Origin of the sequence: Clostridium lentum, assembly GCF_014287815.1 — a bacterium.
GTDB lineage: Bacteria > Bacillota > Clostridia > Clostridiales > Clostridiaceae > Clostridium > Clostridium lentum.
Genome location: NZ_JACOOQ010000001.1, coordinates 307,038 through 326,336, shown reverse-complemented (window position 1 = coordinate 326,336; position 19,299 = coordinate 307,038). Strand labels below are relative to the sequence as shown.

Sequence of the window (19,299 nt, the reverse complement as noted above, 5' to 3'; positions counted from 1 at the left end):
TTATTTTCATATATTTTTAAGAACCCATGCCAGTGATCTTCTAGTATTATTTTTATTTTACCTTTTTTCATATGTAAAAACCTCTAATTTATAATTAATAAATTTAACATATTTAAAGGTTGAAAGCTAGATAACATCTAACTTTCAGTCATCGAAAATTTTATACTTTCCTGTACTTTAAAAAAGCAGATGAAGAAATTTCTTCATCTGCTATATCTATAGTTTTCTATTTTAAAAATAACTTGTCCTTTATTTTTAAATTTTTAACTAAAGCTAATAACGCCATTGATCCTACTACTAACATCCCCATTACAGATCTATCTCCTGTGTTAGGATTTGTACTTGGTTTTGTAACATTTTCACCTGGTTTGTTTGTATCTTCACTTGGCTTATTTACATCTTCACCTGGTTTGTTTGTATTTCCACCTGTAATACTTCCATCCGGGTTTATAATACTTCCATCTTTGTTTGCAACGCTTCCATTGGGATTTACAACACTTCCACTTCCTGGAGTTACATCATCCCCATTTGGTAATACTACCATACTTCCTTCTGGTACATTAACAGTTCCATCTGGATTTACCATTGGTACACCACCATTACCATTTGGTGTAATACCAGTTCCCCCTGGAACTATTATTGACTGTTCATTACCTCTATCATAAATTATAGTTCCGTCTGGTAACTCTACATATCCTCCAATTGGTAATGTTACATTTCCAAACTCATCAATACTTGGAAGTTCAATATACGCATCAGGTTGTATAAGTGGCTTAACAATTACATCATCTGCTGTTCCTATTTGTCCATCTGCTCCTGGAACTATAGTTGTTCCATCTGCTTTAATAGTTACTCCACCTGCTGTAATAGCATCTCCATTACTACCTACTGAACTTCCACTTGGTAGTGTTATATCACTTCCAATTGGTAATACTATCATACTTCCATCTGGAATTTTAACGCTTCCATCTGCATTTACTACTGGTACACCACCATTGCCATTTGGTGTAATAACAGTTCCAGCTGGAACTACTATTGACTGATCATTACCTGTATCCCAAACAATATTTCCGTCTGGTAGCTCTACACGTCCTCCAGTTGGTACTGTTACATTGCCAAATTGATCAACATGTGGAGCTTGCCCATTTGCTCCTGGTCTAACAAATACATCATCTGCAGTTCCTAATTAACCATCTTGTCCAGCAATTCTAGCTGATCCATCTGTTTCTATAGATACTTGACTATGTACTATAGTACTCTTTTCTTGAATTAATAAAGTTTCATCATTAACATCTGCAAAAGATGTTGTTAATCCTATATTACTTATTGTTATTGCACCTGTTAATACTAAAACACTTGTCTTTTTTTTCATGTTTTCCTCCATTTTTCTACAATATTCGACTTATCTTTTTAAATTTTAGTAATAAATTATAATTTTTTCAATATTAATTTTATAACTATTTCTCTTACTTTTTTGACATTATATGTAAATATAAATTATATTAAAAATTAAATTTTATTATTATAAATCTATAAATATGTAAAAAAGAAGTAATAGCTACAGGCATTTCCCCCTAACTATTACTTCTCTATTCACATAATTTTTCATTTACATTAATTATTCATTTTACATTTTAATTAAGTTATATTTCTTATTGTTAATTAATAACTCATGTCAAAGCATACTTAATTTAAACTAGCTATTTATTATTCATTCTACATTTTACATTTTTAATTCTTACAAACTCTCTAAGTTTATTCCTCAATTCATCATTAACTAAGTTTATCATTTTCTAATCTATTTCTTCTATAAGACAATGATGTTCTTTCTCTTTGGAATCATAACAAATAGCCACAGCTAATATTTTTTTACCCATATTTTCTCTTTTAAACTTTTCAACATATTCTTTACTTCTTATTTGTTTTAATGCAATCTCTGGTTTTTCGTCTTTTTTTAGTTCCACAATAAAAGCCGTATCATTTTTCCTTCTTGGATGAAAAGTAAAATCTGCATACCCTTTTCCAGTCTTTTCTTCTCTTTCTACTCTATAATTATCTCTAGCTGAAAGATATGCTAGTGTAAGTACACAAGAAAGGCTATTTTCATCATTATATTGCAAAATTGGAATTTCAGAATTATGAATATCATGAAGTATTTCTTCTATTATCTTCACATCTTTATTAACAGTTGCTTTTAACATACTTTTTGAATTTTCTATTATCTTAGAAACATATCCAAAAGATTCATCTTCTAATGCTTTCTCGAACTCTAACATAAGCTCCTTATTAGGTATCTTTAAATATCCATCATAATAAGATAAAAACCCTAACACTATCATAGCTGAATAAATTTCTTTTTTAGTTTTAGGTGTCCCTTGCCCTGCTCTAAACTCTTCTTTTATTATTACATCTATTTCTTCACCTGCAACCATTTCAATAACTTCATCTCTAATTTCTAAAATATTATATTTCAAATATTCACTTACTTCATCCATTGCTCCTGTATTAGTCCAATAGCTTTCACAATAATTATTTTGTAGTGCTTTAACAACTGATCTTGGATTATAAACTCTTATTCCAGTAGCAGTAAAATATCCATTATACCAACTCTCTAGATCTTTAAAGTTCATCTTACCATTTCTATTACAAAGCTCTATAACTTCCTCTTCTACAAAACCAAAATACTCTCCAAATTTTCTATCTTTTAAAAATGTATACTCATCAAACATATTTAGTGCACTACCACTAGAATATTTTTTAATAGGTAACACCCCTGTCATATAGCAAAGAGCTACATATGGTTGATCTTTTAAAAGATTTCTTAAGAACTCTAAAAAATCATTTTGATTTTCTTCAAATAAATTATTATTAAAAATATAATCCCATTCATCAAAGATAAAAACAAATTTTTCTTTTGTATCATAAAGCATATCGCTTATTGTAAAATACTTTTCTGGTTTTATATAAGGATACATTTCTACAATATCATTTACCAAGGTAGTTTTTATCATTTTAATGTAATCATCATATGTATTTCCTCTATCTGATATGCTATTGAATGATATATTTATCACATTATATTTATTTAAATTTTCTTCATAACTTTTGCATACATTTATCTTTAATTTATCAAAAATTGCTTTAGATTCTACAGCCTTAGAATAGTATGCTCCCAGCATATCTGCAATACTTGATTTACCAAATCTCCTTGGTCTTGTAATACATATATACTTGCTCTTAGTAGATATTTTTTCATTCAGCATTTTAATTATCATTGATTTATCTACAAAATATTCTTCATTAACAAGTTCTTTATAGTTTTCAAATTGTTTATTTGTATTTAAATATCTCAAGAATTAACCATCACTTCCTTAATTATATTTTCCACTATTTAATTACAACAATTATAACATAAGCCAATAATACTTTTAATATTATTGGCTCAATTTTAGCTTTATAATCCCTTCTTAGAATATATAACAATCCCACGTGCAAATTCCTAGTTGTCACATTACATTTGCTTCCTAAATACAAACATACCCTGTCCGCCATCACCAATAAAATCTTCTGGCATATCTAATCCTTGATTCTTTTCATTTAAAAATTCTACTATATGAAATCCACATTTATTTACATAAAAATGAATGTTTCTTTTCTCAAAATATGGGGTGCAAGTTTCCCATACCTTTGTTTCAGGATGCAATCTTTCAATTTCATCCCACATTGCCTTACCAATACCTTTACTACTAGTGCCACACTTAACATAAAGAAAATCAAGATAATTGTGCTGAGTTTTTTCATCAATTACCACAACAGCACCTCCAACCATTTCACCATCAACAACTGCTTTATATGCAACTGAGTTCTTTTGATTTAAAGAATTGTCAATATCTTTTTCAGGAAGAATAATATCCTCAGTCTTACCAAAAACATCTTCAAACCCTTTTTGGAATGCTTCTTGTATGTCTGCTTTATACTGATTTAAGTCTTCATCAATAATAGTAACAAGCGAAAAATTCATTCTAACACCTCCACAAATAGAATTTATCACTGAAATTCCTTAATATACTTAATATTTTTTATAATAATATCTGATTTCCACCAATTTTTGCTTATAGCCCACTCTTTAAGATAATTATTCCAATCCCATGTAACATTCCAAGAACCATCATTATTTTGAATATTTAAAATAAATTGACATTCAAAATCACATATATCCTTGTTTTCTAAATAAAAATCACTTGACTTACTGTCTATGAACAATGACGGCTTGCATATATAATCATTACTCCATCTTTTAGTGTCATATGTTATAACTTGTTTAATTTGTTTTTGTAATATTTAAAGCATTCCATCTATGACCATCAAATTCATCATTAGATGATAAAGAATCTATAATCCCTTTTATTATTGGATGGTTTTTATCATCTAAATTAATTTCTTTTATGATTCTAGTTGCTGCCCAGGTTTGCAATGGTGTTGAATTAATATTCCAACAATCAGGTTCAAGTGCATTTGCAAATCCACCATCAGTATTTTGATAAGTTTTTAAAATATTAATAACATCTTCCTTACTTCCATTTTCGAATAAGTAGTTCCATCTTGCCATATCAAGAGGTCTTGCATTCTTTAATATAAATTTTTTTGCACGTGCATAATAATCCATCACTTTCCTCCTATAAAATCAGTAGTTCCTATTTACCTTTCACTTTAAGTTTATTATAGCATAATTTGTAAATATAACCTTACTTATGATACGTTATTTTTAGATAAAAAAATAGCCTTAGGCAAGTTATATCAATGCCCAAAGCTATAAACCTCACTTATTTATGGTACGGTTCACTTGTCCTCATTCAAAATTTACAATTTCACAAAAAAGAAGTAACAATTAAAGATACCAATCTCCAACTATTACTTCTTTTTTATTAACTTTTCCTGCTTCAATTATTTTTAGCTTTGTTTTAAAATAATGTGGAAATAAGTATAACATAAAGGGATGTCCAATAGACGTCCATTTAAATCGCAATATTTTAATATTGCGAACTAAATGATCTTTGAAAATTGAATAATACGGTATTAAAAAATGTGCTATAATTTATTTATAATAATATTAAACTTGATTTATATAAATTAAATTTTAGGTGGTGAATATAGTGAATATTAGAGAAGCAAATGCTGAAGATATTGAACCAATTGCAAGTTTATATGTTATGAATTGGAAAAAAACATATGTAGGTTTGTTACCAGATAACTTTTTGAATGGATTGACTGTTAATGAAGGAATAAAGAAATGGCAAGAATATCTTAATAAAGAAAAACATAGGATCTTTGTTGCGTATGAAAACAAAAAAATTTTAGGTTTTTCTGCATGTAAGGAAGATGAAGAATTAAAGAATTGCTTATATTTAGATTCACTGCATGTTTCTGAAACTTCAAGAGGAAAAGGTGTTGGAACAAAACTTATCAATACAGTAGGAAGCTATGCTTATATTAAAGGTTATGAACATATGAGTATTTGTATTGTAAAAGGAAATGATAATGCAAAGAGAATTTATGAAAAAATGGGTGCAAAACATTACAAAGATTTTATAGACTACTTTGGAGATACAGAATCCAATTCAGAAAAACTCATTTGGAATAATTTAAATTATTTTAAATAAATTCTAGGTAGTTTATTATAAAATTTAATATATTAAGAAAATAAAATTAATGAAAATACCGTATTATTAAATAAAAAATATGCGGTATTTTTTTAGTTCGCAATTCATTTAGATTGTTCATCAATCATTATATTAATTGCACATTAAAAAACAGTAAAATAAAACATATCTTACCTTATATATATATATTTGTCTTCTGATTTTAAAATCCTTTATTAAAGATATAGAATATGTTGAATTAGCATGAATAAAGAATTTTTTAGGCTTATTTCTTTCCATTTCTGTTTTAAATAATTGCCTCCACTTATACCAGAATAAGTAGTTAGTTAGGTATTTTGTTGAGACTCCATTAAACTTGTTTATCCATCTTTTTAAACTACTATGAAAGGCATTAACTCTTTGAATATTGTAAATATCCATAGTTTTTCTTCCATCTCTAATTTGATGTAATTCAAAATTATGTTGAGCTGCAAAGAAGATATAGCTCCTATGCTTATCAGTACATAATATAGAATTCTCTTCAACAACATTTAATAGAGCCCTATTTATATCGGTATATTTAGGTCTACCATCATATATTAATCCAGTGTATAAATTACCTAATCTATCTACACCACATAACACACAGGCAAATTCCTTGGATATACTTAATTATCAATTTTCAATTAATTAAGCATATTCATTTTTAATTTTTCATTCTTAATTATACAGTTTTCTAAACTTATGAGTTTATTCCTCAATTCATCATTTATCACTGATATTTCATCATTATCTTAAGCTGCTTTTTCTTCACTTTCCACAACTGTGTCACTTACCCTCTTCTTAATAAAGACAACAAGTCCAATATTAAATATCACTGTTACAATAAGAATTACTCCAAGTGGAATCCCCATATCAATAACTTGTCCGTATAATAATTGCCCTGGCGCAACGCTTATCGTTGCCACTGCCACTGAAAATGCTGATACACGTCCAAGCATATTTGCTGGAACTTGTTTTTGTATAAATGTTAATGTAAGTACATTTGATAATGATAAAGATAACATAATTAATAATCCACCAAAGGCAAAAATTGCTGCCATAGCATAATTATTTATCTTTATAAATCCTAATATGGACATTAATATAACCCCTGATATCATAGGATAATATGTATAATGTACCTTATTCATTGAGAACATCTTTGGTTTTATACTTATCCAAAAACCTCCTAATATCATACCTAGTACACATACACCTTCAACAATTCCATAAATCTCTGATGGAAGTGCAAGTAATACATTAATAAAATATGGTGCAACTATTGATAAAATAGGTACTAAGAATATATTACAAAAAGCATATGAAGCTATAATTGCAAGAACAACTTTCTTTTCCTTTTTTAAATATACAAAGCTATCCTTCATATCCACAAAAGATTTCTTTACAAAGTCCATTGATACTAGTTTTTCTGTACTTTCATCATTCTTAGCCACATCTGGAATATCTAAAAACATTTCCATAATTGCTGATAATAAGAAACTTACAGCATTTATTATTACAATAACCTTTATTCCAAGTAATCCATAAAGTATTCCAGCTAAAATAGGTCCTACCACATTTACTATTGATCCTACTTGATTTATTATTCCATTGGCAGAAGTTAAATTTTCTTCATCTACTATTTGAGGTATGGAAGATGTTACTGCTGGTCCATATAATGTGTAACATATTGATAATATAAACATCACTGTACCAACTATAAGTGCACTATCATTTCCTCTTAATAATATAAATGCATATATTCCAATAAGTGCTGCACAAAAGAAATCTAAATATACCATTATTTTTTTCCTATTTACACTATCAGAAAGCTTTCCTGAAATAGGTGCAAAAATTATATAAGGTATTGTTGATATTGCTAATATCTGTGAAAATACAGCTGTACTTCCTGTAAACTCTAATAAGTATAATGACATACTAAATCTTTGTATGGCATTTCCAAAGAGAGAAATTATCTGCCCTATTACTATTATTAAAAAGTTTTTATTTCTCATTAAGCCTCCCTAAAAAGATCGTATTCCATACATATTGGATACTTGCCATCTTCACTTATTGTAAGATTAGCTTCTATTCCGTATATTTTCTTTAAATTTTCTTTAGTAATTACATCTAATGGTTTTCCTTCACAAATAACTTTTCCTTTTTTAAATCCAATGATGTTATCTGCAAATCTACATGCATTATTAAGCTCATGAAGAACTATAACCACTGTAATATTCTTTTCTTTATTTAGCTTTTCAAGAACTTCTAATACTTCAAGCTGATAAGACATATCTAAATAAGTTGTAGGTTCATCTAGCATTATTATTTCTGTTTCTTGAGCTAAAGTCATTGCTATCCAAGCTCTTTGTCTTTGGCCACCAGATAAATTTTCAACTTCTCTATCTGCAAATTCACTTAGTCCTGTTTCTTTTATTGCCCAGTCAATAACTTCTTTATCATGACTATTTAAGCCACCAATAAGCTTTTGATGTGGAAATCTACCAAAGGCCACAAGTTCTCTTACTGTAAGTCCACTTGGGCATACTGGCCCTTGAGGAAGAAATGCCACTTCCTTTGCTATATTCTTTTCATTTATCTTTTTAATATCTTTTTTATTTATAAAAATTTCTCCAGCCTTAGGTTTATTAATTCTAGCTAATGTTTTTAAAAATGTTGATTTACCACATCCATTAGCTCCAATTATTATACTTATTTTCCCCTTAGGTATGGATAAACTTAAATCTTCAATTATTGTGTTATTTTCATATGCTACACTTAAGTTTTTTACACTAATAGCTTCCATAATTATTTCTCCTTCATCATTAAATAAATAAAATATGGTACTCCAAATATTGATACTGTTATTCCCACTGGAATTTCAATTGGAGAAAATAAATTTCTCGAAACTGCATCTGCAATAAGTACTATTACTATACTTATCATTGCTGATACTGATATAAACTTTTTATGATAAGGTCCCACTAATTTCTTTGCAATATGTGGTGCTATAAGTCCTAAAAATCCAATATTTCCTGCAAAAGCTGTGGCAGTTCCTGCTAAAACAACTGCTAAGCTTAAGAATTTTTTTCTTTCTTTTTCTATATTTAATCCCAGTGATATGGCAAGTTCATCTGAAAGATTTAAAACATCTAATTTTTTATGGTTTAATAAAACCAATATAAACATTACAGCTACTATTGGAACAATCACTTTTACATAGCTCCATCCTGATCCCCAAAGACTTCCTGATGTCCATATTAATACTCTGTTATAATCTCCTACTCCACCTCTAAATGTAAAGAAAGTTATAAAAGCATTAAGTGCTGCATTTAATCCAATTCCTATAAGTAATAACCTTTTAGGTCTTATTCCTTCATGAGTTGTTGACATCATATAAATTATAATAGCTGTAACTGATGCACCTACTATGGCCATAAATGGCAGTACAAATATTGAAAGTTGTCCTAATTCACTATAATAAGCTCCTGTAGAATATGTAATGAATAATACTGCTGCCACTGCTGCACCAGCGTTTATACCTATTATTCCTGTATCAGCTAAATCATTTTTAGTGATGGTTTGAAGTATTGCTCCTGCTGTTGATAATGCAATGGCAACAAATGCTCCCACTAAAAGCCTTGGTAATCTTATACTTAATATTGCTGTATTTTGAAGTTTACTTCCATTTCCAAGTAAAGTATTTATAACTTCTAAAGGTGTAACCTTATATGTACCCCAACATAGGGACACTCCAAAGGAGATTATTAATAAAGCCATTAAAATTATTAAAACTAATTTAAATTTATTTTTCTTCATTATCCTCTCTCCTTTCTAGCCACTGAAATAAAGAATGGTATTCCTATAATTGCTGTAAATACTCCAATAGGAGTTTCATATGGATTAAATAACATTCTTGCTGCAATATCAGCATAAGTTAAAAGCACTGCTCCAAGTAAAAATGAACAAGGAATATTTTTTCTATAATCTTCACCTAAAATCTTTCTTACTACTTGAGGGATAATAAGCCCTACAAATGCTATGTTCTTTCCTACTGCAACAGCTGCTGCAATCATAGGTATCATAACCATAAGTGTAATAAATCTTATTTTTTCTGGACTTTCACCAAGACCAATGGCCACATCATCTCCAAGATTTAAAATATTTATCTTTGGTGATAATATCATTGTAATTATAAGACCTATAATTCCTACAATAAATACAAGTTTAAAATCTGCCCAAGTTGCATTTCTAAATCCTCCTGAAACCCAGAAACCTATCATTTGAGATTGATTTGTTAAAAGTCCTATTACTGTTGTTAAGGATACGAAGAATGTACTCATGGCTGTTCCTGCTAAAAGGATTTTTGCAATGGAATTATTATTTGCTTTTTTAGATATAAAGCCTAAAACTATAAGACCAGTTATAAGTGCTCCTATAAATGAAGCAATCATTACATTTTTTGTTGTTATTCCTATTCCTGCTGCATAAAAAATAGCTATTACTAAAGTTGCCCCTTGACTTACACCAAGTATAGATGGTTCTGCTATAGGGTTTCTTGTAACACCTTGAATCATTGCACCTGTTACTCCTAGTATTCCTCCTGTCATTAAAACAGAAAGTGCTCTTGGAATACGAACATCTCTAACAAGCATAAGTTCTAAAGTTTCACTATAATTAAAAATACTGTTAAAAATGTCTGAAAAAGCAATATGGACGGATCCTAACCTTACGGCTAGAACCAGTCCTACTACTAAAAGTAACAAACTGCAAATCAAAAATATTGATAAACGCTTACTACTTTGTTTCATTTAACATGTCACCTATTTCATCTACTAATTTTTCTCTACCTATACAGCTGTATCCTTGGTTAAAGTATGGTGATGAAGGTAACACCTTTACATGACCTTCTTTAACTGCTGGTAAGTTGTTCCAAATTGCATTTGATTCCATTTGAGCTAAATCTTCATCTGTAGCTATTGCAAATATGTAATCTGCTTCTATTGATGCTAATCCTTCGTATGTAACAACTGGAAGGCTTATATCAGTTTGTTCTGGCATTCCTGATGGTTTAGCTAATCCCATATCGTTATATAATACATCTCCAAATCCTGCACCATCAAACACAAAGAATTGTCCACCACTTGCTAAGAATGAAAGATATGTTGTATCTTCACCATATTCAGCTTTAATTTTATCTCCTGTTTCTTTAGCTTTTGTTTCATAATTACTTAACCAAGTTTCAGCTACTTCTTCTCTATCAAATACTTTTGCTAAGTTTCTAACATCATCTTTCCAATTTAAAGCTTCTAATTGAATCATTACTGTTGGAGCAATTTCACTTAATTGATCATACATTTTTTCTTGAACTGTTGATATAACGATTAAATCTGGATTTAAATTCATTACAGCTTCTACATCCATAGTATCTTGCATACTATATCCTAAAATTTCAGCACCTTTTAATGTTTCTTCTAAATATGAAGGAAATTTAGTATAATCATAAGCATCACTATTGGCTGTACCTACAACATCATATCCTAAAATTGATAAAATATCACTATTTCCACTTAAATCAACTATTCTCTTAGGATTTGATGGTATTTCAACTTCTCCTCTTACATCTGTAACTACCATTGTATCTTCTTTAGCAACATTTTCTGCAACATTTCCTGTTTTACCACATCCCATAAGCATTACACTTGTCACACAAGCCAATGCCAATGTTTTTAATAAACTTCTTTTCATCTTTGCGTACCTCCACACTTCATTTGTTTTCTGCATTTTGCTATGTTCAAATTGTATATGAGAATGATTATCACTTCAAGTTATACACCTAATTTAATAATTTTATCATCTATTTGAACATTTTTTGATATAATAAATATATTATTACCAAAATTAAAGAAATGATTAAAATTAAAGAAAGTGGACTTATATAAATGATTGCTAAAAGTACAAAAGAATTTCAAAATAATGTTTTAAAAAAAATGACATTTACAGCTTATCCTAAAGATAATTACATACTATACACCAATGAAAATAAAAAAAATCTTGGCTATTTTATTAAATATACAAGAGAAGGATATTATGATTTTGGAATTGGTGATTATACTATTCCAAATGATTTTTCTATTTCATTTGAACATAATGAAGAACTTATAAAGTTTGGTACTGTTTATAGTGGAGAAACTCAATTTGAGATTGAAAATAACCCTATTTCCTCATTTACACCATCTTCTTTTTTTGTTAATGAAAAAGGGTCAAAAGGAAAGCAATCCTGGAAAAAAGGTCAACACTTTCACGGTGCAGAAATAACTATCTATAAAAAGTATTTTGATGAAATTATTTTAAAAAATTTTCCAAACAGTTTAGATTTTCATGCTTTCATTACTAATTTTACTTATAATTATCTGCCCATTGAAGTAACTGCTATTATTCAAACTTTAAGAAGTCGTGGTGAAAAAGGTCAACTTTCATCTTTATATTTAGAAAGTAAAATTTTAGAATGTATTGCTTTAATTAATTTAGAAATTCAATCATCTCCAGAAAATGTTTTTACTAACCAATTAAATTATGGACATGTAACAATTGGAAAAAATCGCACTGTAACTTTAACAGCTTCTGATGTAAATGCTATTCAAAAAGCTCATGATATTTTAACCAATGAATTTTGTAATCCACCAACTATCAGTGCATTAAGTAAAACTATTTTTTTAAATGAGCAAAAATTAAAAGCAGGTTTTTCATCTAGATATCATATGTCTATCAGCCAATATACAACATCACTTAAAATGGCTTTAGCAGAAAATTTACTCTCTACCACTGAGTTAAGCATTGATGAAATTGCAAAAAAAGTTGGCTATAACCATAGTGGTAATTTTATAAAAATGTTTAAAAAACTTCACGGAAAAACTCCATTATCTTTTAGAAAGTTAAAAAATTAATTTTTCAATCGACAAAAATTTACATTTTTTCTTTTTTTTATTTGTTATAATTATGCTTATAATTTTTAACATTTATTTTGGAGAAACATATGAAAAAATTTAAAGTATTTATTTTTTTACTAATATTCATAAGCAATTCCTTTGTTCTTAAAACAAATTCTATTTTTGCTTTAAGCACAGAAGAAAATGTATTAAACATTCTTTTTATCAGTTCATTTGATCCTAGTTTTATAAGTATTGAAGACCAATTTAACGGAATAAAAAAAGGATTAACTGCAGACTCTAATGTAATAATTCAATATATGAATTCAAAAACTTTTGATAGTATTGAAAACGAAGAAAAATTCTATAATTTACTTAAATATTCATTAGAAAACTATACTGAAATTGATGCTGTAATCGCTGGTGATGATGATGCAACAGAATTTTGTATTAAATATAGAGATGATTTATTTAAAGATATTCCCATTTCATTCTTAGGTGTACAAGATTTTGAAATATTAAATCGAGCTTTAGAATGTGATTTTTTTTCAGGAGTATATGAAGTTGAATCTATTAAAGATAATATTGAATTAATTAAAACTTTTCATCCTAATGTAGATACTATAACATTTATTGATACATATGGTATCTCAACTTATGAAGAAATTCTTAAAGATTATCCTGATATTAATTTTAAATGGATTTTAACAAAAGATAAAACTTTATCAGAAGTATTATTTACATTATCTAATCTTTCTGATAATAATGCTATAATACAACTTTACATAAATAAATTTAAAGATCTTGATAATTTTGATAAGAATTCACTTAACAAATTAATTGCTGCAAATTGTGCATCTACTCCAATTTACTCCACTTTAAATTATGATGTAGGTTATGGAAGTATTGGTGGAAAGGTAATAAATCATTTTATACAAGGAAAAAAAGCTGGCTCCATAGCATTGAATCTTTTAAATGGATATGATGCTAAGGATTTATTAATTGATGATGATACAGCAAATGAATATTATTTTGATTATAAAGCTTTAAAAAAATTTAATATAAATATTTCTAATCTACCTAAAGATTCTGTTATACTAAATCATCCAATTAATATAATAAAAGAATATAAAAATATATTTATTGCTTCATTGATATTACTGCTTGCACTTTTAAGTATGATATGTGCTTTAATTTTGTATATTATTTATAAAAAACAGTATGAAAAAGCAATTATAAATGCTATGCATAAGGCTGAAGAAGCAAACAAAATAAAAACTCATTTTATATCTAACATTAGCCATGAACTTAAAACTCCAATTAATGTAATTATGTCTGCTATACAATTAATAAATTATAATAATATAGAGTATAATTCTTATTCTAACAATACTTTAACTATTATTGATAATAATTGTAAAAGATTATTAAGATTAATAAATAATCTAATTGATGTACAAAAACATGAGTTAGATGATACTAAACTAAATTTATCTTCTGTTAATATAGTAAATCTAATAGAAGAATTAGTTGGTTCTGTAATTCCTTATGCAAACTCTAAAAATTTAAATTTAATTTTTGATACTAATAAAGAAGATATAATCTTGAAACTCGACTCAGATAAAATTGAAAGAATCATATTAAATTTATTATCAAATGCTATTAAATTTTCTAAACCTTATGGTGAAATAAGAATAAATTTAATTTTTAAAGATTACTTATATATATCAGTGGAAGATGATGGTATAGGAATTGCTAAAGAAGATTTAAATAGAATTTTTGATAAATTCACCCAGCTTGATACTAGTTTTTCTCGAAAAAATGAAGGTAGTGGTATTGGATTATCTATTGTAAAATCATTTGTATTATTACATAATGGAAAAATTTCTGTTAAATCAGAGCTTAATAAGGGAACTAGCTTTTTAATAAAATTACCTTTAACAGAAACTTCCAATATAGAAACTGAATATACTTCATATGATAACCTTAGTGAAAATGTAAAAATTGAACTATCAGACATTTATATATAAGTAAAAAGCAGGCTAATTAACAGTATATATTAATTAGCCTGCTTTTTACTTATTATAAATTATTTATACAACCCATATTTTTTATTCTATTTAATTACAAAATTATTTTTAGGAAATACTATCATCACTATAGTTCCTTTTTCTTCTTGAGATGAAATACTTATTGCCAGTCCTAACTTATTACATAACTTTTTACATAAATATAATCCCATACCTGTACTCATACCAAATAGTCTGCCATTTTCCCCAGTAAATCCTTTTTCAAATACTCTTTTAAGATCTCTTTCTACTATTCCTACTCCATTATCTTCAATATTTAAACTCACAGAATTTTTCTCATTAACTGCATATATTTTTATTACTGCTCCTTTTGTATTACAGTATTTTATTGAATTACTAATTACTTGATTTATAATAAACTCCATCCATTTAGGATCACAAAAAACACTTTCTTTAATATCAGTCAACTGCAACTTTATATTTTTCTCAAGAAAATTTCTAAAATTTCTTTTAACTACCTTTTTTACTACATCTTCTATACTAACTTCTTTTATAATATAATCCTTACCAACTTCATTACTTCTAGAGTAATATAAAACTTGTTCCACATAATTATCTATTTTATCAATTTGAATATCTATCTTCTTGGTAACATCATTATTATTATTTTCTATTAAAAGTTTGCTAGATGCTATTGGGGTTTTTATTTCATGTACCCATGTTTCAATATATTCCCTATACTCTTCTTGTATTTCTCGATAATGTTTAACATTTTCGTGCATATCTCTGCTTAATGCTTTTATTATCTTATTTATTTCTTCTGCTATTAAAAAATTACCATCTTCCATCACTTCCGGTAGCAAATATTTTTTATCTAAATTACCTAAAGAAATTTTCATATTTTTTAAATAATTATTCCATCTAATATAATCTAATATCAAATAACCAAGTAATGGTAAAAACCAAATACACCATACTACAAATATTGTTATCATCCCTGTTTTAACAGATATCATTAGCAACAACACTAAAATAAATAAAAATAAATTTACCATAAGAAATAAAGCCCTATCTTTAAAAAAATCACTTACTTTCATTCAATTATATACCCAAGTCCTCTTCTAGTTTCAATGACATTTTGAATGCCTAATCCATCTAACTTTTTACGCAATCTTGTTACATTCACTGATAAGGTACTATCATCTACAAAGTAATCAGATTTCCATAGATACTCCATAAGAGCTTCTCTTGAAACTATAGAACCCTTATTTTCCAGTAAACATGAAAAAATCTTTATTTCATTTTTTGTTAAATCTAACTCTTTATCTTTATATATAATTGTTGCATTAGCTAAGTTAATTGAAAATCCATTGCATTTTATAATATTATTTCCTATAGCACTGCTTTGAGTTCTTTTTAATATAGCACCTATTCTTGCTAAAAGAATCTGAGTATTATATGGCTTAGTTATAAAATCATCAGCTCCTAAATTCATGCTCATTAATTCATCCATTTCACTATCTCTGCTAGTAACAATGATAATAGGCACTTCTGATTTTTTTCTTATTTCCCTGCAAATAAAATATCCATCATAAATAGGTAAATTTATATCTAATAAAATTAAATCTGCCTCTTCTTTTAAAATAAATTCTACTATATCTTCAAACTTATCTGGTGCTACCACTTGATAATTATATTTACATAAAAAATTGGTCAGTTCTTCTCTTATGATAATATCATCTTCTACTATAATTATTTTTTTCATATTATTTTCCTCATTAAAATAATATTTGTTTTTATTATAACAAAAATCTATTTGAAATATCTTTTATTTACTTCAAATAGATTCCTATTAATTTATTCTATTTTATTTTGCTTTTCACTATATTTTTATATCCAATATATGTTATATTGAAATAAATTATATACATTATTAAGAATATACCTGCTGTTATAAGTGATGAAGCAGCAATATTAGGCTGATTATATAAAGATATAAATGTATTGGTAACTTTTATCCCCACTATCGAATGTACAAAAGCCAAAACAACTGGAATACTAAAGTAAACTAAAGTTTGCATAAATATCGTCTTATTGATACTTTTCTTACTTACCCCTAATCTTCTTAATGATATATATCTATCAATACTATCACTGGCTTCACTTAACTGCTGAAGGGCTAAAACAGCCATACTACTGATTAAAAAAACGATTCCTAAGTAAATCCCAACAAATAAAATTATAGTAGTTACTCCTCTATTACTTTCATAAATATAATTTCTAGAAGATGCCATAACATAACCAATTCCTTCATAATCATCTTTATCTACTGAACTACTCATACTATCATTAGAGTAACTATATCTTCTATCATTAAAATCATCTATACTCTTCATTAAATCATCTTGTGATTTATCTTTATCTAATTTAAAGTTAACATTCACTCTACTTAAAATTACTTCTGCTTTATCACAAAAATCATCATTTATTACTATTGTACAAAAATTATTTTTCATGTAATCAGTAGCTAAATTATTTTCAATTACTTTTTTATTCTTTATCTTATAAGTAGTATTTTCAATACTTAATGTATCATTTTTACTCATATACTCTTTTATCTCTGGTAATACCTTAGATACAGTAGAAGTAAATAATACTTCATCTTTTTCTAACTCTATAGGCTCTTCATTACTTATTGCTCTCATTTTATTGTAATCAGAAATCTTAATATATCGTATTGCTGGATTAAAGTTTCCATCACTTTGATTCAAATTCATAATATCATTAAGATTTTCACCATTTGAGTATTCATCATAATAAGCAACCTTATCATTATCTGTAAATTTAATCCCCATTTTATTTAATGATTCTTCAATACTTATTATATTATAATCTGAATCTATATATACATATGCACTAAAATCATAAGGAGTTGCTTCTTCAAGACCTGATTCTAACGCATTTTTAAAACTAAATCCTGTAGATAGAGTTACTATTGTCACAAAAAGCATCAGACATATTACTGACATAGAAATAAAGTTAGTTTTTACTTTACTATTTATTTGTTTAATAATAAATATATTTAAACCTTTAAAATAAATACTTTTATTCTTTTTAACTATATATAAGATAAATCCTGTTAAGCTAAAGAAAAATAATACCGTCCCAATTATCCCTAGAATTATAGAAATAATAAATCTTGGATCTTTTACTTCTAAACCCACATCTATTACTAGCTTATAAGCACTACTTAAAGAAATTACACAAATTATAAAAGTAATAAAATAAATCATTGGATTTTTAAATTTTATTTCTTCATTTTTTCTGCCTACTGTTAATAAATCTATTATTTTATATTTTGAAATTACAAATGTATTAAATATCATTACCAGTAAAAACATTATTCCAAAATAAAAGATAGTCTTTCCAATGGCTGATATTGAAATCATAAAGGTAAATTTATTCATCTTAAATTGAAATAATTTCACCACTAAAACTGATAATCCTTTGGAAGCTATAAACCCTATAATTAAACCACTTATTAAAGAAAGTACACCTACTATGATGGTTTCAAAAATTAATATTTTAGAAATTTTTGCTTTTCCCATACCTAAGGTCATATAAATACCTAGTTCTTTATTCCTCTTTTTTATTAAAAAGTTATTGGCATAAATAATCAAACTTCCTAAAATTACTGCTACAAAGACTGATACATAAGAAATCATTGCTGAAACTTCATCTATAAATTCTGCTCCTGAAGATGACATTTCCATGAAAGCTTTTTGTGACTCTATAGAATTGAAGCTATAAAAGATACAAACTGCTAGTGTTAAAGTTAAAAAGTAAATACTATAATCTTTAAAGCTCTTTTTAACATTTTTTATAGCTATTTTAGAATACATTATTGTCATCTCCTCCAATCAGGCTTATTACTTCAATTATTCTGTTAAAGAATTCTTTCCTTGTGTCATTGCCTCTTACTAATTCAGTAAAAATCTTGCCATCTTTAATAAAAAGAATTCTATGAGCATAACTAGCTGTAAAAGCGTCATGAGTAACCATTAAAATAGTTGCCTTTAAATCCTCATTTAAACTTTCAAATCTTTCAAGAAGTAATCTTGCTGCCTTGGAATCTAGAGCTCCAGTAGGCTCATCTGCCAAAATTAATGATGGATTTGTCACTATGGCTCTAGCTGAAGCTACTCTTTGTTTTTGCCCACCAGACATTTGATACGGATATTTATTCAAAACTTCTTCTATTCCTAAGTATTTAGCTACTTCTTCTACTTTCCCATGGATTTCTGAAGTCTTCTCGCCTTTTATTGTTAATGCTAAAGAAATATTTTCATATGCTGTCAGTGTATCTAAAAGATTAAAGTCTTGAAAAATGAACCCTAACTCATTTTGTCTAAACTTATCTAAATTTTTAGCCTTTAACCTGGTGATATCCTTATTATTAATTATTATTTCTCCAGTAGTCACCGTATCTATAGTTGATATACAGTTAAGTAAGGTTGTTTTCCCACTACCTGAAGGACCCATTATGCCCACAAACTCACCTTCATCTACTTTGAAGCTAATATTATCTATGGCTTTTGTTATATTTCCCTTATTACCATAATACTTCTCTATTTTTTCTACGGTTAAAATATTTTTCAT

18 protein-coding genes and 1 pseudogene are annotated in these 19,299 nt (G+C 27.3%); 3 read left to right on the top strand and 16 right to left on the bottom strand.

The features are described 5' to 3' along the window. Positions 1-226 precede the first annotated feature (226 nt). From H8R92_RS01510 to H8R92_RS13115, 6 genes are all read right to left on the bottom strand, one after another. Positions 227-940, bottom strand: coding sequence for a hypothetical protein (locus tag H8R92_RS01510; protein ID WP_186834504.1), 714 nt, complete (start codon positions 938-940; stop codon positions 227-229). A gap of 246 nt (positions 941-1,186) precedes the next feature. Then, positions 1,187-1,372: a hypothetical protein gene (locus H8R92_RS01505; protein ID WP_186834503.1), complete on the bottom strand. Its 186-nt coding sequence runs from the start codon at positions 1,370-1,372 to the stop codon at positions 1,187-1,189. 421 nt (positions 1,373-1,793) lie between these two features. Continuing rightward, positions 1,794-3,353, bottom strand: a complete 1,560-nt coding sequence (locus tag H8R92_RS01500) for an AAA family ATPase (RefSeq protein ID WP_022168589.1) — start codon at positions 3,351-3,353, stop codon at positions 1,794-1,796. A 158-nt stretch (positions 3,354-3,511) separates the two neighbouring features. Then, entirely contained in the window at positions 3,512-4,021 is a 510-nt protein-coding gene (locus H8R92_RS01495) for a GNAT family N-acetyltransferase (RefSeq protein ID WP_186834502.1), read from the bottom strand. Between the two features lie 26 nt (positions 4,022-4,047). Then, positions 4,048-4,263, bottom strand: coding sequence for a hypothetical protein (locus H8R92_RS13120; RefSeq protein WP_243166544.1), 216 nt, complete (start codon positions 4,261-4,263; stop codon positions 4,048-4,050). A gap of 58 nt (positions 4,264-4,321) precedes the next feature. Further along, positions 4,322-4,666, bottom strand: coding sequence for a hypothetical protein (locus tag H8R92_RS13115; RefSeq protein ID WP_243166543.1), 345 nt, complete (start codon positions 4,664-4,666; stop codon positions 4,322-4,324). 487 nt (positions 4,667-5,153) lie between these two features. Between H8R92_RS13115 and H8R92_RS01485 the strand changes: the two genes are divergently transcribed. Further along, on the top strand, positions 5,154-5,660 hold the full coding sequence (locus H8R92_RS01485) for a GNAT family N-acetyltransferase (RefSeq protein WP_186834501.1): 507 nt from the start codon (positions 5,154-5,156) through the stop codon (positions 5,658-5,660). Between the two features lie 132 nt (positions 5,661-5,792). Here the strand turns inward: H8R92_RS01485 and H8R92_RS01480 are convergent. The 6 genes and pseudogenes from H8R92_RS01480 to H8R92_RS01455 all read right to left on the bottom strand — a co-directional run. After that, positions 5,793-6,305, bottom strand: a pseudogene (locus H8R92_RS01480) (IS1595 family transposase); the annotation flags it as partial. Between the two features lie 128 nt (positions 6,306-6,433). After that, positions 6,434-7,696 (bottom strand): MFS transporter, encoded by a 1,263-nt coding sequence (locus H8R92_RS01475; protein ID WP_186834500.1) that lies wholly within the window; start codon positions 7,694-7,696, stop codon positions 6,434-6,436. Continuing rightward, positions 7,696-8,487, bottom strand: a complete 792-nt coding sequence (locus tag H8R92_RS01470) for an ABC transporter ATP-binding protein (protein WP_022168573.1) — start codon at positions 8,485-8,487, stop codon at positions 7,696-7,698. Before H8R92_RS01470 ends, H8R92_RS01475 begins: the two co-directional genes overlap by 1 nt. A gap of 2 nt (positions 8,488-8,489) precedes the next feature. Continuing rightward, positions 8,490-9,500: a FecCD family ABC transporter permease gene (locus tag H8R92_RS01465; protein WP_186834499.1), complete on the bottom strand. Its 1,011-nt coding sequence runs from the start codon at positions 9,498-9,500 to the stop codon at positions 8,490-8,492. Continuing rightward, positions 9,500-10,492 carry a FecCD family ABC transporter permease gene (locus tag H8R92_RS01460; RefSeq protein WP_186834498.1) on the bottom strand — a complete coding sequence of 331 codons (993 nt, stop codon included), beginning with the start codon at positions 10,490-10,492 and terminating at the stop codon, positions 9,500-9,502. Before H8R92_RS01460 ends, H8R92_RS01465 begins: the two co-directional genes overlap by 1 nt. Continuing rightward, positions 10,479-11,429: an iron-hydroxamate ABC transporter substrate-binding protein gene (locus H8R92_RS01455; RefSeq protein ID WP_186834497.1), complete on the bottom strand. Its 951-nt coding sequence runs from the start codon at positions 11,427-11,429 to the stop codon at positions 10,479-10,481. Before H8R92_RS01455 ends, H8R92_RS01460 begins: the two co-directional genes overlap by 14 nt. Positions 11,430-11,623: 194 nt before the next feature. Here H8R92_RS01455 and H8R92_RS01450 point away from each other — a divergent pair, with 194 nt between their 5' ends. Continuing rightward, complete coding sequence (locus H8R92_RS01450; protein WP_186834496.1) at positions 11,624-12,628, top strand: AraC family transcriptional regulator; 1,005 nt, start codon at positions 11,624-11,626, stop codon at positions 12,626-12,628. 89 nt (positions 12,629-12,717) lie between these two features. Then, positions 12,718-14,640, top strand: coding sequence for a sensor histidine kinase (locus H8R92_RS01445; protein ID WP_186834495.1), 1,923 nt, complete (start codon positions 12,718-12,720; stop codon positions 14,638-14,640). A gap of 86 nt (positions 14,641-14,726) precedes the next feature. On the opposite strand, the gene H8R92_RS01440 is transcribed toward H8R92_RS01445, so the two are convergent. From H8R92_RS01440 to H8R92_RS01425, 4 genes are all read right to left on the bottom strand, one after another. Beyond that, positions 14,727-15,737 carry a sensor histidine kinase gene (locus tag H8R92_RS01440; RefSeq protein ID WP_186834494.1) on the bottom strand — a complete coding sequence of 337 codons (1,011 nt, stop codon included), beginning with the start codon at positions 15,735-15,737 and terminating at the stop codon, positions 14,727-14,729. After that, on the bottom strand, positions 15,734-16,405 hold the full coding sequence (locus H8R92_RS01435; RefSeq protein ID WP_186834493.1) for a response regulator transcription factor: 672 nt from the start codon (positions 16,403-16,405) through the stop codon (positions 15,734-15,736). Before H8R92_RS01435 ends, H8R92_RS01440 begins: the two co-directional genes overlap by 4 nt. A 97-nt stretch (positions 16,406-16,502) precedes the next feature. Beyond that, complete coding sequence (locus H8R92_RS01430; RefSeq protein WP_186834492.1) at positions 16,503-18,542, bottom strand: FtsX-like permease family protein; 2,040 nt, start codon at positions 18,540-18,542, stop codon at positions 16,503-16,505. Further along, positions 18,532-19,299: an ABC transporter ATP-binding protein gene (locus H8R92_RS01425; protein ID WP_186834491.1), complete on the bottom strand. Its 768-nt coding sequence runs from the start codon at positions 19,297-19,299 to the stop codon at positions 18,532-18,534. The genes H8R92_RS01430 and H8R92_RS01425 overlap by 11 nt, the downstream gene beginning before the upstream one ends.